Below are 18,507 nucleotides of genomic sequence, written 5' to 3' on the forward strand. Positions count from 1 at the left end.
CTTACAAATGACAAATGACAAATGACGATTCTTACCATTAAGTTTACTTTTTCCCACCAATTGATCTAGTTAGTTACTGGGGAAATAGCCAGTGTTAGCACGTTGTAAATTGGTACTAGCACCGCCGCCACCTTGCTCGGCGACAACCTTTAAGCCTTCGTAGGCAAGGGTTAATTCCTCAATCGCTACGGTGCTAGAACTCGCTTGTAAGGCTGGCGTTTTCCAACCGACTGGAATCGCACCGATTAATGTCCAACATTGCATGGTTTCTCCGGCTTGATTAAAGACCAAAATGTTGACATTACGCCGCTCTTTTTTGCCAGGATTGAGCGTTTTGTTAATCCAATCCCAAAACACTAAATCTTCGGTAATCCCCCGCTTTAGAGTAACATCATCAAATTTGGCTTGCTTGAGAAAGATGCGTTGCTGTTCGTTGACTCCTCCCTCAAAATAGACTTCTTTATCAATTTGAACTCCTAACCCAGAACACTCGCTAAATGAAGCCGTAATCTGACTTTCGATTTCGATATAAAATCGATTAGCGGTGACGTAGTTAAGTTCGTGGGTAATATTACCATTGTCAGCCATTTATAGTAACCTTCTGTAGTTTTTATAGCGTTCGCGTTGCTTCCGTAAATCCTCTTGCATAAGCTGATACACTCGATCGCTGAGTTTCCGCAAGAGTAAAGGATCTTGGGATACCTTGGCAGCAAGTTTTAAGAGAATCCTTCGTTGTTCCTGGTTCATTGTTTATCTGTTTCTCATCCGTCTTCCCCGACTTTGTAATTGTGAGAGATAACTCTCATCTTCTGGATTAAATGCTTGTTTTTTAACCGTTGGCATTGTCCCGGACGAACCGTTCGTTGAATGATCAACCTCTTCAACCTCGTCTCGTTGATCCTCCACCCGGTTTAGCTGATGTCTTAATACTCTCGCTCGTTGCAGCACTTGTTGATATTGACCGAGTTCTGGAACCTCTTCCCAATTGAGGTCTACTTGATCCGTGACTGTATTATTATAGGTTTTAGGCTTGGTGATTTGGCGGCGACGTCTGAGCTGATCAGCTCTGATCTGAATGTCTTGAAAGCTATCAGTTTCTGTGATTTGGGCGACTTGCTCTTCTTTTTGAGTTTCGTCGATTTCAATGTTAATTCTCAGCAGTTTCTTAACGGTTTTAGCCACGACTTGACCGTAGCGGTCAAGAATAACAACACTAAAGGTGCTTAAGACTAACCCGACGACTGGTGGTACTAATGGTATCCATCCCGACTGTTGGACGAATAAAGCATAGGAAATACCATACACAATACCACCAGCTACTATAGCAACCGGAATCAGAATCCAAGGACGGCGAATTTTCCAAGCCAGGGTTCCACCGACAACTGACCAGAGAAAAATCCAGAGAATTTCACTCCCCTGTGACCAATACCAAATTAAGGGGCGACCTTCTAAAACGGTACTCAGGATTTGACTGACAACTTGAGCATGAAGGACTACCCCAGGCATTAACACTCGATCCTCAGCGGCTGCACTAAAGGGTGTAGCAAAGTCATCATTGGCTGTGCTGGCGGTGTACCCGACCAAAACCACTCGGTCTCTGACGAGATTGGGATCAATGTTGTCTTCTAATACATCGGTCAGGGTCACCTGGTCAATGGCATTTTCACCTGACCAATTGATCATGATTTGGTAGTCAAATGCACCTGTGTAACTATAGTTCCCTGATTGGTCTTCTAGAGGCAGGAATATGGTGGAATCCAACTTAATGAATTCCTCTGGGGTGGTTAATTCTTCTTCGATTCCCTCTTGTTCCAGATATGACGTAGCTAACCGAAACGGTAAGGAATAGAGGAGGCTATCCGGATCTTGACACAGATGGGGATTTTCTGGGAGTGGTTCCACAAACGGAGGAAATGAAACTAACGCCGTGCGGCGGATCACTTGATCTTGATCAAGCTGCATATCGGCAAAACCAACCCGTTCGAGGGGAGTTCCAGGAGCGGGTGGTGTTCCAGGCTCAGTCGCAGAACTCATGACGCAGGCGGCGACCATGTTATCGTTTTGCTCAATCACCTGAATTAAATCCTCACGACCTTCGCCAATAGGCACATCCCGTCCAATGTCAATCCCGATCGCACGAGGTTGATACGCTGTTAGTTTCTTTAATACCGTCGCTAATGTGGCATCCGTTATTGGAAACTGGTTATAGTTGCGGATATCCTCTTCGCTAATTCCCACAACTAACACGCGATCGCTTGGCTCAGATTCTGGACGCGATCGCACGAGTTGGTCGTAAGCTTTCAATTCAGAGCCTTCTAACGCTCCCAATTGTCGCAGTCCCACAATCACCCCTGTAACGACAACACTCGTCAGAACGACTGTGCCGCCAAATGCCATGATTCCCTTACCTACGGGATGTTGGGTGAAAAATGAACGCATTTCAGAAATCATCTTGGTATTGCCTCCTGTTTCCCTGAGGGTTAATTCACTGACAACGCCTACTTTACGCAGTTTTTTTGAATTTTGAACCTTGGATTCGGATAATCAAACTTAATATAAATTAACGTGAAGTTAAAACACTATAGCCACTTTCAAAGTTTCTCCAGATATTAATCACTTTTTTTAAAGAACTGTAATGATACTAGAGTTTACAGACGAATCAGATAGAATATTAGTATATAATATATTACCCAGGCAGTGTATTGCTGTCATGGGGTTTAAATTGGACACAAAGCCAGCTTAGACGGTGAATAGGCTCATTGCCGATCACCTTAGCTGAGTCGCTATAAATAAAAAAATGAGGTAACCTGGTTTAGCGTCACGTCAACTTTACAGCTAGAACCGGAAACTTGGCTGAATAGAGAGGAGTTGCTCTGTAAATGAATACCCTAGATGAATACACAGACTTCGCTCTAGCTCTCTACTACCGCGTTACTTAAAATTGTATCCATTACTGCCATTGGCAAGGAGTAAAATGAAAAAGTCCTCTACATATCTTAAAACGTTTTCCCTGATGTTGTCTCTGGGATTAGTGATGAGTGCCAGTGCCATGGCAATTGCTGGTCTCAAACCGAGTTCACCCAATCAGGAAAATCAGAAGCTTTCAGAAACGTTAGTCGCAGGGAATAAAGGTCTACGCTTCCGGCGGCGGAGGATGCGAGCCTCTCGGCGCAGAACCGGAGGGTTCTCGCGGGGAGTCTGCAAAATCGGGGATCAAGAAAAACAAGTTAACGTAACCGCATTATTACCGCAACTTCAAAGTAAGGAGTTACCAGACGATCCCCAAGAATCATCCACCACTGAAGAAATCCCGGTTGAATTGACAGTTGAGCAAACTCCAACGTTCTTAGTTCATATCACCGAGACTGAAGCAGAGGAAGCCGTGTTTACGCTGATGACTGAAAACAGGGATGAGGTTGTTTATGAAACAACCATTTCTCTAGAAAATAAAACTCCCGGAATTGTCAGCATTAGCATCCCAGAGTCCGATCCGTCTGATCCAGAGAATAAGTTGTTACAAGTGGATCAAACCTACAATTGGTTTGTAACCATTCCTTGCGATCAGGCTGATTGGAGTCAAAATCCTACAGCAGAAGGCTGGGTGAAGCGAATTGCCAAAGAAGAGTCTCTCAAGCAAGAGTTAGCCAAAACCCCAGACATTGAGCAACCGAAAGTCTTTGTGGATCATGGCATTTGGACAGAGGCGGTGAGTTCACTAGCAGAATTGCGAGAGCGTTATCCGAATAATCCTCAAGTTCAAGCGGATTGGAAAGATCTCCTTGCATCTGTGGGATTAGAGAATCTCGTTGCAGGACGTCCCGTTAATAGTCCTGAGTCGGGGGTTGAAAATTAACACCTTCCAGACACTGATTTCTACCAGGGCATGACATAGACCGACCTTCAAAGGAAATCCTCTTGTTCCTAGCTAGAGACGTTCTGCCAGAACGTCTCTACATACATATACAGATAAATAAAAATGAAAAAGCCCTCTATCTATCTGAAAACGTTTTCCCTGATGTTGTCTGTGGGATTGGTAATGAGTGCCAGTGCCATGGCGATCGCTGGTTTCAAACCCACTTCGTCCAGTTACAATGATCAGAAGCATTCGGAAACCCTCTTCGCTGGAAATAAGGGGCTGCGATTTGGCAACCGAAAAATTCGAGCGTCTCGGTGGAGAACCGCAGGATTCTCGCGAGGTTCGGGTATGTGTTATGGAGAAAAAGTCGAAGTCACACCATTAGTACCAGAAACCTCAGAAAAAAACACAGTGCCAGTTGAAGTGACTGTACAGCCCAATCCAACGTTCTTGGTTTATGTCGGTGAGACTCAAGCCAAGGAAGCAGAGTTTGCATTGTTGAATCAAGATAAAGAGCCTATTTATTACGAAACGGTTACTCTCAACAAAACGTCAGGAATTGTCATGTTCACTCTGCCAGAACCGATGACAGAGGAGGAGGAACTACTCAAGGAATCGGAAAAATACCAGTGGGTATTTTCCCTCAGTTGTGAGGAGGGGGGTGATGCTTCTGGAAATTTGACGGTTGAAGGGTGGGTTGAGCGTGTGTCTCCAGCCACCGAACTGGCTCAAAAGTTAGCCAATGCATCAGAACGGGAAAAGCCAGCTATTTTTGCTGAACATGGTTTCTGGATGGACGCAGCAGGTACATTGGCTCAGTTACGTCAGGATGATACCGATGATCCTCAGGTTCAAGAAAATTGGCAATCTGCCTTGAACTTTGCAGGTTTAGATCAACTCATTGAAGAACCGTTGGTGAGTCATTCTGGGTCAACTGTTGAAATCAATGCTGACAATTAAGGCGCTTGACTCAAGGTTGTGAGGGATAGGTTCCAGGGAAAAGGTTTAACCTTTTCCCTTTTTGATCGCTGACAGACGTTATATCGGCAACATCTTTACACGTTCACCGTTTCCCGCAAGGCATCCAGCACGGTATCGTGAATCACACCATTGCTGACAATAACCCCCTGATTATCCGAAAGTTTGGCACCCAGAGAAAAGTTGAGGGCTTTCCCGTGCATATCGGTCACTCGTCCGCCAGCTTCCTCAACCACAATCGTTCCCGCTGCGTGATCCCAAATCTTTTCCCGATAATCGGGTGACTTAGGTGATGGCAAACGCAGGTAAAGCGATGCACGACCCGACGCGACTGCGCCATACTTGGCTTGAGAATCCATCCGCAACGAAGGTGAGGTAATGCCTACGGCTTTGGCAACGGCATCCTGTCGTGAGTGATCCCCGTGACCGGATTCTACGCTCTCGACAAAGCGCATCGCCTCCTGACTATCAGCCTTTGTCACCTGAATCGACTGAGGTTCTCCACCCGAGATGGGAACCATGGTTGCACCCTGACCCCGTACCGCGACGAAGAGGACACCCTTTTCTCCATCCGGTTGATAGGGGGAAATGGGTAGGGCGGGACACACCAGAACACCGAGTTTCACTTCACCCAGTTCTACCAGCGCTAAAGCTACGGCATATTGGTCTTGACGCAGAAACCCTTTTGTGCCATCGATGGGGTCTAATGTCCAATAGCGCCCCCCAATCTGACTATTGCCGCGATCAATCCAGTCCAATACCTGATCCGGTGTCGCATCACCAACGACAGATTTGACGTAGTGACTTACCCGATTCAGTTGATCAGCCATTTCGGGTTGACGCAACTGGGACGCATCTTCTTCACCCACCACTAGGTCATCAGGAAACGCCATCGCTAACGCTCGGCAGATAACCGCCTGGGAACCCAAATCCGCCACTGTGACAGGACTTTTATCGCTCTTTTCCATCGCTTCAGTCACCTGTTCTTGGCGAACTTGCTCACAGAGTTTGGCTGCTGTCAGCGCCGCCTCAATAGCTACCTGTTTTTCTTGGTCGTAAGACATGGTAAATCTCTATTGCTCCATAATACTCTCAAAAAACCTGGCTAAGGACGGGAAGGTAAAACACCCAATAAAGCGGCTTTAGCCCGTCCTTACCCCCAGACCCCTATTTTTTATTCTGGTAACGAGGGCAATCGCCATCGTGGGGGCTTGCGTAAAAAACTCCTATTCGTGAGCCTTTCAACGTTGATACCCTGCTACTGGTCGAGAAGCCGCTTCCTTCCCGTATTACCTTGAGTACCGTTTGGTTGCACCCTTGGGCTAGGTTTAACTTTCCCGATGTCACCACTGATCACGATCTGCCCTTTCCCTGTAGCCGGATTAATCTGTACAGTAGCAAATGGCTAGGAGCGATCGCTGTAACGCATTGACGCTTCCATAATGACCTCTCGGTAGAGTGATCATCAAGGTTCTAGCCAAGATTTTAGGGGAGCGGGGGGAGATGGGGGAGATGGGGGAGATGGGGGAGATGGGGGAGATGGGGGGGCTGACAGCAGGTTAATTCTATTGGATATAGGATTTAAATACATCCACTAATTCAGCACGGCTAACAATCAGCGTGGGAAACGATCGCCCACCGTAATCTTGACCTGCTTTCAACGGGAAAATTGGGTCGGATTCCAACGACACCCAAACCGCACCCGCTGCTTTGACAATCACCCACGCCCCAGCAATATCCCAAATCTTGGGTGTTGCTTCCATCCCGCCAAGCACCGCTCCTGTGGCAACGGTAATGAAGTTATAACTGGCAACTCCTAACATGCGAATTTTACAGGGGAAGGGTTGCTGTAAGAGGGAGGTACTGCGAGAGCAAAGGTTGAAAAAGTGATTATTACTGAGTTCATCCGGACTACTGTGGATGGAAAACTCATTCATAAACGCCCCAGGGATGATATCCGGTAATCCCGATTCCCCCGCCCAAAAGCCATGAAAGGATTGTCCAATGGGGGGGAAATGAACATATCCGAACACAGGTGTGCCATGATACAGCAAACCCAGAGAGATCCCCCAAATCGGGATGCCTCGTGTAAAGTTGGTTGTACCATCTAAGGGATCGATAATCCAACACCACTCCGTATCCGGAAACCGATGTTCCCCTTCCTCACTTAAGATTCCGTGGCTAGGAAACCGAGACGCGATCGCCCGACGAATCGTCTCATCCGCCCAATGATCCGCTTTTGTCACCAAACTCCCATCCGCTTTCTGCGACGCCTGACAGCAGCGAAAATCAGGCAGTAGTTGGCTACCGACATGGTTGGTAATCTCTTTAGCAAAGTCAAGTACAGACGCCCAAAATTCTTTCATTTATCAAACATCCATATAATCCCTCATCCAGAGTCCCTGGATAGAAATGGTTACCCTCAAAACTAGGTCAGGGCGGGTTTCGTTACATCTGGGTCAACCCAAACCGATAACGGTGAAACCCGCCCCTACAATATTATCTGTATTAGCCGTCTAAATCGTTTTCCATAACCGTCGCGATCGCTTGCTTGGTATTATCCCGGAATTCTTGCACGTCCACTCGTCCCAAAAACCAAATCGCGGCAATCATGCCTATGGCTTGCAAGGCAAATACCAAACCATAAGCTAGCACAGGTGCGGTAAACAGGGTTTCTCCAATGGACAACACCCAACCGCCGATAAAGGTAGCTAACCCCCGCGCCATCGCTTGAGATAATCCCCACGCACCGATAAAGGTTCCGGCTGTTTCCGCCGCCGTCAGATCCAGCATCAGACTTAATGCTCCCGTCGTGGTGATTCCCGCCGCTAGACCAAATAACAGCATCGCTAGCTTCAAAATCTCCCCCTGTTGCGTAAATCCGGCTAGAATAATCAGGCAGAAGCTAATTGCTACGGATAGACACCCCAATTTCGTCGTATTTTGTTTACCGATATGAGGTACGACTAAAAACCCTGTGGTACTCACACCAATTAATGTGCCTAACCCCCAATAGGAGTTGAGCCGAGTGGTTTCGCCAATGGGCATACCAAAGACATCAGCGCCATAAGGTTCTAACACGCCTTCCTGCATAAACAGGCTAATCGTCATCACCAGTAAAAAGGTGAAAAATAAACCCGTTTGGCGACTGGCTGTTAACACTTTCAGCGCCCTACCCAAGGTAACTTGGTCTTCTCGTTCCACTAAACTAGAACGGGAAGCGTAGCGGGAGTATTTTTTCTCAATTCCCAGAGTTGCCAGCAGGGTTAATCCGATAACCACCAGTGGCACGATGATAAACAGGCGGTTGAGGGGAGTCTGTAACGTTGCTAATGGCGATGACAAAACCTCTGCACTAACCTGTGAGGCGGTTTCTGCCGGATCAAGGCTGTTGAGCAAGAGTCCCCCAGTAATCCCGCCAATAATAATACCTACCATCAGCATTGACCAGGTTGTGCCAATTAACTTCGAGCGATTGTCCTCGTCAGAAACATCCACCAACATGGCGGTAAATGGGGTAGAACTGGCACTCAGGGCTAAACCATAGAGGGTGAAAATTAATGCCAATACCCCTGTCCAGCCTAATATCTCGGTATTTAATGTCCAGCCTCCAGCCGTTTGTACTGCTGCACCCAGTTGCCACATCACCTGAACCGCCAGAAAAGCCGCGATCGTAAATCCGGCGGTGCCCAGCCAAACATAACCACTGCGGTGATATCCAAATAGGGGTTTAGCATCAGAAAGTTGACCAAACCAAATTCTAGCCGGGGCAACCAATTGATGCATGGCTAAAACTCCTGTGGCATAAGCGGGATTAATTCCGAGTTCACTAATCATCACCCGGTTGAGGATACCCAAGGTGAGAATCGCCATAATCCCTAACCCCATCTGGAATAAACCCAGGCGGAACATGGTCAAAATCTTGATTCTGGGCAGGGGTTTGTCTGGGGATGAGGGAGTGGACGAGGACTGAGTAAAATCTCTGGTTTCCATAGCACCTTAGACGCGATCGCTTTTTTTGGATGACCTGATAAAACTATACGTTTCCTTAGAGTCTGTAACCAATAAACCCGATAAAATCAAAGAAATATGAACAAATGTAACGAGCTTGTAGTAAGGGCTTTCGCCCTAGATGCGGTTGGGTTTCCTTGTGTCAACGTATTCGCGGGAATCCTCGCCCTCAACTCTCGTAGGGCGAGGAGGGATAGCGGGATGCCGGAAGAATGAAGGCATCCAATTTTTTTACGCTACGCATAAACCGTTATTCCTCCTGATTAACTTGATCTTGCTGGGTGCAAATTGCCCGATACGTTTCCAGGTGTAGTCGCAAACGGAAACATTCTTTTTCTTTTTGGTATCGGTAAATCCGCTGACGTAGCCGATGTAGACTTTCCCAGCTTTCTCGGCTCTGACCAAATCACCAATCCTTGCTCCAAATGGTGTAATCGTCCCACCCTTACGCTTCCTGACTCCAGACTTATCTGGGACTTCAAAGTGCAGTTGACGGCGGAAAAATCCGTACTCTTTCCCCCGCTTCACTGCACCAGGACGGGTGATGATTTTAAATGGGGAAGGGGTCACGTTGACGCTGCCCTTGTGGGTATAACCGTATGAGTTAAAGCCAGTAAATGGGACATACTTGACGAAATATCCACAAGCTAACGCAACTCCATCAACTGCGTGGGTCTCTGGTTTAGCTATGGACTTGTTAGCCTTATCTTTTTCTAACCCTAGTTGGGTTCGGAGTTGGGATGTGCCGTTACCATTCTTCTGCCAACCATGGCGGACATAGACAGGGGTGATACCCTGAGCTTGTCGAAGGGCAATTTTTTCCATCTGGGATATCGCCCAATTCTGACCTGTCATCACCGGGGAGAAACCCTTCCCCGACTTGGCGCGTTTGCGTTTAGTCTGATCTATGTCGGCTCTGACCCGTTCATACCCAATTGCAGTTACTGGAAATATCGCCGCCAACTCTTTGACTACTCGTAATTCCAACTGTCGGGAGGCTTTAATAGATGGGGGAAGTTTACACTGTTTGCGGTTATCGAACCTGCATTGGCGGTGGTTACGCAGCTTAAACGGAACGCTCCGGTTAATCCGCCGTCCCCGTCGTCCCCGTCGTAACATGGCGCGGGTTTCCATCCGTTTTTTAACCCGCCCAAATGGGAGGATAAGGTGTAGTTGCAGCAGGGTACACCTTCCGGACTGAACCCCGACACCGGAGTAGGACTTACCCGGATCGACCCCTACAGCGATTGGCTGCACTTCCTCAGCCGATGGTGGTGTGGTGAGTTGGACATAGTAAATGTCCAAGTCTGACCATTTTTCTACCGCCTTACCTTCTTTGACCCACCGTCTAGCCCTAGACGGCTTGGTAGGCATCAGTGGTTTTCCTTCTTTGCTAACTACTGGAACACGATTCATAGAGATAATCCATTCGTGTAATGTTTACGTCTCTTAAGGCATTGATAGGGATGTGTCCTGGAATTACCCAGTGCCTAGAGATTCCTAAGCCTACATTTAAGCCGAACTAGAGAAGCGTTCGGAAGTGATTATCCCCTACCAACTCATGCCCTATTCATGTACAGACCGTCCATGGAAGGTCTCTACTGGCAGGTTATCTCTGCCAATCCGCGTCTTCACGAAGTAAGGCGCGGTTCATGAAAAGACAACAAATCGTCTGCGTTTGAGAAGGCTCTCGCTGGATTGACAACCCCGCGATCGCGCACCGACCAGCCGCCTTTAATCAGGAGGGAGCAACGCCATCCTAGCGGTAAACTATTTTTACAGCCACCTGGCTAAAAACTATTACGCTACCCTTACAGTTATGATGATAGTCGGTACGGCACAAGCCGCTCAAATTTTAAACATCTCTACCGCTCGACTAAGAGTCCTGCTGATTTCCGGCAGAGTGGAAGGAGCCTACAAAACCGGGAAAATGTGGTTAATGCCCCTCTTTAACGGCAAACCGATCATTAAGCCCGGTCAAAGAGGTCCGACACCCCGTTGGCGCAATCCCAGAAAGCCAGCGAAAACAATCATTCACGTTAACTCACACAGAATTCGACAGAATCATAAAAACAACTCACAACAGCCCGTAATTACGGTAAAAAAGTGGTGCGACCCCACGCCAGCAAAGGAGCAGGAACACAGAACCAGCAAGACTAACTTGTATGGACATGAGGTAGAAATACCGGGAGGATGCCGCGTTGTTTATCGTCCCGATAGCTCCAGATGTGGTGCTAAGGTCTGGATCGAAACGTTTTACGATGTTAGGGTGATTGCTTGGGATCACAAAAGCTAGGACAAAGCCTTTGAGACCCATAAAATTAAGAAATGTAACTGACGCTGCTCTCCCTTGGCTGAAGTCGTTGCGACTGGTTTTAGATTATGTCTAGGTTGTTTTGATGGCTATACCTTCTTGGCTGACATTACGGTAAAAGGCTGTAGTTTGATTTTTAAGTTGAGTAAGGGTGGAGAAGGTGCAACTAAGTAGCACTTCATATTTTAGGCATAAGTCGGTAACAAAGTTGTTAATTCTTCTACTTTCTTGGTAAAAATTAAAGTCTTATTTTAAGACGATTAAAACATCAATATCAGAGTCTGGTTCTGCATCGCCCCTTGCTTGAGAACCATAAAGAATGATTTTTTCTAGTTGTTGTTGATAAACTTTCTCTAAATAGGATTTGAGTTCTTGGAGTATATTGGTTACTTGAGGAGGAAGTTTTTTCTGTCTTGATTGAGTGAGCATCGTTTGGGTTATTGTTGGGAGTTTTATGGACTGTTGATGTCTAGTTATAGCTGTTTGGTTTGGCATAAATCAAGAAGTCCAACCCACTCCTTCTCTTTTTACAGATGACCTTTTGAAAAACGTGGATTCTAAGACATTGTTCAGTGACGGGTTAAAACCGCATCACTATCACTATAGAATAAACGTAGATTTTGGCTTGGCAAAGACTATGGCAACTCTCTTCCTTGAACTCTCTCCTTGATTGCCGCGATCGCCCTTCAACATTCTCTGCATCTGGTTACCCGAAACGAAGACGACTTTGCCGGGACGGGTGTCGCGATCGTAAATCCTTGGTCTGCTTAGGCTGTTTGAGCATCCGACCTCATCTAAAAGTCCCCACCAGCAAAACCCGATACAATAAACATTAAGAAATGTAACGAAATCGGAGCGCAGGGAATGACGATACAGACAACCACCTTGGCTGAAAATGGTCCCACCGTAACCAGCGTAGGCATTGGTACTTGGGCGTGGGGCGATACGCTGTTTTGGGGCTACGGCAAAGATTATGGAGTATCTCAGGTACGAGACGCCTTTGCCGCTACCTTAGATGCGGGAGTCAGCTTTTTTGACACGGCGGAAGTGTATGGATTAGGAGAATCCGAGTCGCTGTTGGGACGGTTTATGAAGGAATTAGGGCGTCCAGCCCAGATAGCCACAAAATATTTCCCGGTTCCCTGGCGGTTTACGTCACAGTCGGTATCTGACGCTTTAACGGCTAGCTTAAAACGGTTACAGGTTGAGCAAATAGAACTGTATCAGGTTCATTCTCCCTTTAGCTTCTTTATGAGTCAAGAAACCTTAATGAATGCGCTGGCGGATGAGGTGCAACGGGGGAGAATTGCCAGTGTGGGGGTAAGTAACTACTCCGCCGAACAAATGCGGGAAGCGCACGGTTATCTAGCCGCCAGAGGAATTCCCTTGGCAGTGAATCAGGTGCAATATTCCCTACTGGAGCGGAAAATTGAACGGAATGGGGTTTTGGATACGGCGCGGGAGTTGGGGGTGACGATTTTGGCGTATAGTCCTCTAGCCCAAGGATTATTAACCGGGAAGTACACCCCAGAAAACGAGATGAAACCCACGGGGGCGCGTCAGCTTGATCCGCGTTTTAGCAAAGGGGGGTTAGAGAAAATTGCCCCTGTGATTCAACTGTTGCATCAATTAGGGGAAAAATACGATCGCACGCCTGCACAGGTGGCGTTAAATTGGTTAATTGCCCAAGGTGTCGTGCCAATTCCGGGGGCGAAAACTGCCCAGCAAGCCCAGCAAAATGCCGGGGCGTTGGGGTGGAGTTTAAATCCGAGTGAGGTGGAACAGTTGGATCAGGTGACTCGTGGTTTGTAGAGACGTTGCATGCAACGTCTCTACACCTAGCGCAAACGGATGAATTTTTCAAGCTTTGACCGCTATATCTGACATGACCTATAGTCTAGGTTTAGCGGAAATTAACAGTAGATTATCACATGGTAAGAGAGCTTGAGCGAAAACGCATCAATGGTGATTTTCCGGAAACGGCAGCGACGGCAAATCCGGTGTTTTTCAGAACCTACAGCCGCCGCACAGCCAAGGGTAGAGAGACGTGGAGGGAGGTTTGCGATCGCACTATCCAAGGCTTAAGCAAACTGGGTAAGCTGACTCCAGCAGAAACCGCCCTGCTGGAACGGATGATGCATCAAATTAAAAGTTTACCCTCAGGACGCTGGTTATGGGTCGGCGGCACCGATTGGCTGGAAAATCCGGAGAATTTCTCTGGCGCTTATAATTGTACGTCTACGAATGTGGTAGACTGGCGTGCCTTTGGCTTAATGATGGATCTCGCCATGATGGGATGTGGTACAGGGGCGGTTTTAGAACCCCAATACATCAACCAGTTACCCCCAATTCGCAATCACTTGAATGTAATCTTAGAGGGTGAAATTGGCACAACGCCACCAGAGGAACGGCGCGAAAAAACCGAGGTCAAAATTGATGGGAATCAGGTAAAAATTTATGTCGGCGACTCCCGTCAAGGGTGGGTTAAGTCCTATCAAAGTCTGTTGGAATTATCCACAAATGAACAATTTTCTGGTGAAGTTCAGGTATCCATTAATGTGAGTGATATCCGTCCCGCCGGAGAATCCCTAAAAGGTTTTGGTGGAGTAGCAAATCCGATTAAATTACCGGAACTGTATCAGCGATGTGCGGCGATTTTAAATAAAGCCGTGGGACGGCAATTAAATTCAGTCGAATGCTGTCTATTAATTGATGAAGCTGCTGTTGTGGTTGTAGCCGGAAACGTGCGTCGTTCTGCCGGTATGCGCCAGGGGATTAGTAATGATGAAAAGTTTGTTAATGCTAAAGATAACCTGTGGCAACAAGATGAACATGGAAATTGGCGGATTGATCCGGAACGTGATGCGTTGAGGATGGCGAATCATTCCCGTGTTTTTCATCATAAACCCACCTTAGATGAATGTATTGCAGCGGTTCGCAAACAATATTATTCTGGTGAAGGTGCGATTCAATGGGCGGGAGAAGCTGTAGCACGAGCAAGTTGTGATTTGTTAGATACTCCAGCCTTGAAAAAAGAGTTTTTGCAAGCTTATGAACAAGGAAATGGGAGTCATTGGTTAAAGGAAAAGTATCCGAATTTGACCCCCGATGAAATTGAACATCGCTTGCAGCGGTTTGGCTTAAATCCCTGCGTGACGGCTGATACTTGGGTGCATACGGAATTTGGTCCCCGCCAAGTTAAAGATTTAATCGGGAAGCAGCATGGAACTTACGTTAATGGGGAACTGTTTAGTACAACAGCCGATGGCTTTTTCTATACGGGCGATCGCGCCGTCTTCACCCTAGCCACAAAAGAGGGGGTTTCCCTACGTCTGACGGGAAACCATCAACTTTTGCGTATTAGCGCCCAAACCCAAAAGCGTCAATACACCGAATGGGTAGCGGCCGAGGAATTGCAACCAGGCGATCGCGTATGCTTGCACAATCACCGAGGAATTCAGCCGTGGCAAGGTGTGGGAACATTTAACCAAGGATGGTTATTAGGGAGTCTTGTTGGTGACGGATCACTCGCCCAAACTCAAGCAATAGTGCGATTCTGGGGTGACTCTCCTGTCAAAATGGCAGAGTCTGAAGTAGCAACCCTCCAAAACAAGGGTGTTTGTACTGTAAATTTAGGGGGTGATTCTGATCGCCAACTGGATTTACAGCAAGTGGCGTCGAGTGGGTGGGATCAATTAGCCGCACAGTTCAAGATTCATCGCGGTCAAAAAATAGTGACGCCAGAAATTGAACAAGCCAGCTACGAGTTCTATCAGGGATTCTTACAAGGCTTATTCGATGCCAATGCTAGCGTGCAAGGAACGCAAAATAAAGGCATTAGTGTGCGTTTAGCCGCAAGTAATCTTGAGTTGCTTCAAGCCGTACAGCGGATGCTGCTGCGTCTAGGAATCGTTTCTACGGTTGATCAAAATCAGCACGAATTGGTGATTGCTAATGACAATCTGATTGAGTTTCGCGATCGCGTGGGTTTCCGTCAGCCGGAAAAACAGCAGACGTTGGATAATTTACTCGACGGATACAAGCGTAAGCTAAACCGGGAACGCTTTGTTGTCACCGTTGAGTCGGTTTCTCCTACTGGTATCGAATCCGTTTACGATTGCACCGTTCCAGGTGTCTCTCGGTTTGATGCCAATGGCATTGTGGCGCACAATTGCGGTGAAATTATCGGATCGGTATTCCATTGTAACTTAGCCGAAATTCACCTAAATCAAATTGATCCGAATAACGAGAAAGAACAAGAGGAGGCATTCAGTGCTGGGGCGCTTTCCGTTGCCATTTTGCTCAACCATACGTTTGTTGAGGAACGGTATCAAAAATCACGGGAATTAGACCCGATTGTTGGCGTCTCCTTCACCGGATTATTTGATTTCTTTGTCAAGGCGTTTGGCGCAGACTGGTTACACTGGTGGGCAGAGGGACGCCCCGATACTGACCAAGGTGTACAGTTTAAGCAACAAGAAAAAGCCTATTTAACCCGGTGGCGCGATATTGTGCATCGGGTGGTTTGGGAGTATTGCGATAAGCATGGGATTAAACGCCCCAATCGCTGTACAACAGTGCAACCGTCTGGGACAAAATCTCTACTCACAGGCGCATCTCCGGGTTGGCATCCCCCTAAGGCACAGCGATTTATTCGCCGAATTACGTTCAGAAAGAATGATCCAGTGGCGTTAGCTTGTTTGGAATACGGGTACAATGTCACTCCTTCCCAATCCGATAAAGATGAAAACGGGAATCTCTTAAATGATCCGTTTGCTGAAGCCTGTTCGGAATGGCTGGTGGAAATTCCCGTGGCTGTATCTTGGGCAGATTTACCGGGTGCTGATGAAATTGATATCAGTCAGTTTTCGGCATTGGCACAAATGGATTTTGCCATGCAAGTTCAGCGCTGGTATGTGACACACAACACCTCGTCCACCTGGGAATTGCGCGTCAATGAAGTTGAACCGTTAGGAGAACGGATTTATCAAGCAATTCAGGATGATGACGGGTATATTTCAGCGGCGCTGTTGGCGCGGTTTGATGATCATCAATCCTTCCCACGTTTGCCTTTTGAACCGATTGATAAAGCAACATACAACCAATTAATGCAAGAGGTGCAACAGCGACGGAAAGTCTCTGAGTTCTATTCGGCTTTGGAGAAATATGATGCTGGCGAATTAATCGAAGCTGGACCCGTGGGTTGTGATTCGGATAAATGTATGTTCCCGGAACAGACACCGAATGCATAATTCATCATTCGGATAAACCTACCGACTAAAACCATTCGAGTTTCCTCCCCTTGACAAGGGCTTACTTTTCACGGGATCTGGAAAACCTCTCTCCAAACCTCTCTCCATCCCCCCTTTTTAAGGGGGACGGAAGGGGGATCTAATCGGGAAGAGGGGGATGGTATAACACAATTAAATCGCTTGGTGTTGTTCATTAATGCAAGCGGGTCGCCCCTACAGGTGGATATGAAAAAAACGGTGAAAGTTAAACCCAATTCTAAAAAGCAATCGATAGAAGAAATGGTGGATGGGACTTTAAAAGTGAACCTGAAGTCGCCGCCTGTGGATGGGAAAGCGAATAAGGAGTTAATTGAGTTATTGGCAGAAAAATTCAATGTTACCAAGTCTCAAGTTCAGATTAAATCAGGGTTGTCGTCTAAAATAAAATTAATTGAAATCGTTGAAGATTAGAATTTTCTTCCAATTTGAGATCGATTTCGTAGTTGCGCTTTAGTGCTAAAAACGCTTAATTCAGCGTATTCAATCTGATATTTTAGGTTCCCGCGCAAGATTTTGACAAGATTAAGTTGTCATGCATTTAGATTGGGAATGGGTAGCGAGCAAGATGTTCACACTACAAGGTTGCAAGGTAAAAGAAAACGATAACTGACGAGAAGGACATGATCTAATGATTCATAAATCTCAATATTTTTGCCAGTAAACTGGGGAATAAACGTTACAAAAATTAAAAAATCAGGCATTTTTCTCCCTATTTAACTCGTCCTAAGTCTCTAGTGCAAGAAGGCAGAACGCAGGAAACAGAAGTAAAGAAAGCTTGTACAGTAAGCTGTTGCACCTTTTTCAACTGAATAGTTATCTGCCGCGTTGCACTAGGTTTTCCTAGTCTTCTCTAAATCTTCACAGAAGCCTATAGAAGTTTTACACGGGCTTCACCCATTTTAGAAATCGGTATCTCTATAATAAAAGATATCTGAGAGCCGACTGGGTTTGATAAGTAAGGAGAAAAGTGCAACCCAGCGAATCGATAAAATTTCGCTAACTTGAAAGGCTTATGTTGTCTTGTCATTTCCTGAAATCCAGGACGTGAAGGGCGAATATATTGCCATGACAAGCGAAATTATACAACCCTTAAACTTTGTAACCACTCAATAAGTAAGTAAATAAATCATGAAAAGCAATCTGAAAAAACTACTGTTTGGCGCATCAATTATTGCTAGTGTCACTGGGCTTGCCACTGCCCCAGCTGCTGCAACAACGTTTACTCTCTCTGGTTCAGACATTATTAAATATGACGCGATTAATACGGATAATGATGGTATACCGGATACAACGGTAGCCAATCCAGCCGCAGATATCAATGCTCTCCTACAAGGAAATTGCAGTGTTCCCGCCTATGAGCCTCAATATCAATGTCAACCCGGTGAACCCGGTGGAAACCTAGAATTATTCGCCAGCAGCGAACAACTTGACCTAGATGAATTCAAAGCGCATCAGGACGTTACCAGTTTAGAAGCGACGTTTGATGATGGTAGAAGCATGACACTGAGTAGCCTCACCGCAGTAGACTGGTTTGGAAATGACCTAAATACTGTCTATGGGGCAAATACATTAGCCAATAGATGGTTTAGTGATGCCCTGGATGCCTATAATATTAACGATTTATTACTTGGCGGTTTAGGTTACACTCGAGGGAGTTTATACAATACATTCCTGAACAACGGTGGATTCCAACGTTTCAGTGACGCGAATATCAGCTACGTCAATAACAATAACGGCACAGTGGATATTGGTTTAGCGGGTCACTATGACGCGACACACATGTTGTTAGGCGCAGGAATAGGAACGTTAGGTTCACCTTTGCAAGCCAGTGAGGTGGTTAAAGTGACCCATAACGGCAGAACCACCTATGCTTATACCTTCAGTGCGGCTAGATCTACCCTATCGTCCAACGATGGCACGCGATCGCACACTGGAGTCTACGATCCACAGTTTACGCTTGATCCAGTTGATGTACCAGAACCCTCGATTCTACTCGGCTTAATTGGGGTAGGTGGTTTAGTCGTCGCCAAACGTCAGAGCAAAAAATCTTAGGTCAA

At 46.6% G+C, this 18,507-nt stretch carries 15 protein-coding genes; 7 read left to right on the forward strand and 8 right to left on the reverse strand.

Annotated features, from left to right (window positions below; all coding sequences use genetic code 11):
- Window positions 1-69: 69 nt before the first annotated feature.
- Genes RIG66_RS01735 through RIG66_RS01745 form a run of 3 tightly spaced genes read right to left on the reverse strand, consistent with a single transcriptional unit; the run spans window position 70 to window position 2,451 of the window.
- A complete protein-coding gene (locus RIG66_RS01735; protein WP_446346802.1) occupies window positions 70-588 on the reverse strand; it encodes a phage tail protein in 519 nt (172 codons plus the stop codon).
- Entirely contained in the window at window positions 589-747 is a 159-nt protein-coding gene (locus tag RIG66_RS01740; RefSeq protein WP_446374613.1) for a hypothetical protein, read from the reverse strand.
- Window positions 748-750: 3 nt separating this feature from the next.
- Window positions 751-2,451 (reverse strand): CHASE2 domain-containing protein, encoded by a 1,701-nt coding sequence (locus tag RIG66_RS01745; protein WP_446374615.1) that lies wholly within the window; start codon window positions 2,449-2,451, stop codon window positions 751-753.
- Window positions 2,452-2,974: 523 nt separating this feature from the next.
- Here RIG66_RS01745 and RIG66_RS01750 point away from each other — a divergent pair.
- Entirely contained in the window at window positions 2,975-3,853 is an 879-nt protein-coding gene (locus RIG66_RS01750; protein WP_446374617.1) for a DUF928 domain-containing protein, read from the forward strand.
- A 123-nt stretch (window positions 3,854-3,976) separates the two neighbouring features.
- Window positions 3,977-4,816, forward strand: a complete 840-nt coding sequence (locus RIG66_RS01755; protein WP_446374619.1) for a DUF928 domain-containing protein — start codon at window positions 3,977-3,979, stop codon at window positions 4,814-4,816.
- Window positions 4,817-4,911: 95 nt separating this feature from the next.
- Here RIG66_RS01755 and RIG66_RS01760 read toward each other — a convergent pair whose 3' ends face one another.
- From RIG66_RS01760 to RIG66_RS01775, 4 genes are all read right to left on the reverse strand, one after another.
- Entirely contained in the window at window positions 4,912-5,898 is a 987-nt protein-coding gene (locus tag RIG66_RS01760; RefSeq protein WP_446374621.1) for a 3'(2'),5'-bisphosphate nucleotidase, read from the reverse strand.
- A 501-nt stretch (window positions 5,899-6,399) separates the two neighbouring features.
- Window positions 6,400-7,200 (reverse strand): inositol monophosphatase family protein, encoded by an 801-nt coding sequence (locus RIG66_RS01765; protein ID WP_446374623.1) that lies wholly within the window; start codon window positions 7,198-7,200, stop codon window positions 6,400-6,402.
- 142 nt (window positions 7,201-7,342) lie between these two features.
- On the reverse strand, window positions 7,343-8,827 hold the full coding sequence (locus RIG66_RS01770) for a BCD family MFS transporter (protein ID WP_446374625.1): 1,485 nt from the start codon (window positions 8,825-8,827) through the stop codon (window positions 7,343-7,345).
- A gap of 249 nt (window positions 8,828-9,076) precedes the next feature.
- A complete protein-coding gene (locus RIG66_RS01775; RefSeq protein WP_446374627.1) occupies window positions 9,077-10,261 on the reverse strand; it encodes an RRXRR domain-containing protein in 1,185 nt (394 codons plus the stop codon).
- Window positions 10,262-10,664: 403 nt separating this feature from the next.
- Here RIG66_RS01775 and RIG66_RS01780 point away from each other — a divergent pair, with 403 nt between their 5' ends.
- A complete protein-coding gene (locus RIG66_RS01780; RefSeq protein ID WP_446374629.1) occupies window positions 10,665-11,141 on the forward strand; it encodes a DNA-binding protein in 477 nt (158 codons plus the stop codon).
- Between the two features lie 264 nt (window positions 11,142-11,405).
- On the opposite strand, the gene RIG66_RS01785 is transcribed toward RIG66_RS01780, so the two are convergent.
- Window positions 11,406-11,654 carry a nucleotidyltransferase domain-containing protein gene (locus RIG66_RS01785; RefSeq protein ID WP_446374631.1) on the reverse strand — a complete coding sequence of 83 codons (249 nt, stop codon included), beginning with the start codon at window positions 11,652-11,654 and terminating at the stop codon, window positions 11,406-11,408.
- Window positions 11,655-12,023: 369 nt separating this feature from the next.
- Between RIG66_RS01785 and RIG66_RS01790 the strand changes: the two genes are divergently transcribed.
- From RIG66_RS01790 to RIG66_RS01805, 4 genes are all read left to right on the forward strand, one after another.
- On the forward strand, window positions 12,024-12,971 hold the full coding sequence (locus RIG66_RS01790; protein WP_446374633.1) for an aldo/keto reductase: 948 nt from the start codon (window positions 12,024-12,026) through the stop codon (window positions 12,969-12,971).
- Window positions 12,972-13,090: 119 nt separating this feature from the next.
- Window positions 13,091-16,411 carry a ribonucleoside-triphosphate reductase, adenosylcobalamin-dependent gene (nrdJ, locus tag RIG66_RS01795; RefSeq protein WP_446374635.1) on the forward strand — a complete coding sequence of 1,107 codons (3,321 nt, stop codon included), beginning with the start codon at window positions 13,091-13,093 and terminating at the stop codon, window positions 16,409-16,411.
- Window positions 16,412-16,636: 225 nt separating this feature from the next.
- Window positions 16,637-16,861 (forward strand): DUF167 domain-containing protein, encoded by a 225-nt coding sequence (locus RIG66_RS01800; protein ID WP_446374637.1) that lies wholly within the window; start codon window positions 16,637-16,639, stop codon window positions 16,859-16,861.
- Between the two features lie 717 nt (window positions 16,862-17,578).
- Window positions 17,579-18,502, forward strand: coding sequence for an NF038130 family PEP-CTERM protein (locus RIG66_RS01805; protein WP_446374639.1), 924 nt, complete (start codon window positions 17,579-17,581; stop codon window positions 18,500-18,502).
- Window positions 18,503-18,507: the final 5 nt, after the last annotated feature.

It is taken from the genome of Coleofasciculus sp. E2-BRE-01, from assembly GCF_040221695.1.
In the GTDB taxonomy this organism is placed as follows: Bacteria; Cyanobacteriota; Cyanobacteriia; order Cyanobacteriales; family Coleofasciculaceae; genus Coleofasciculus.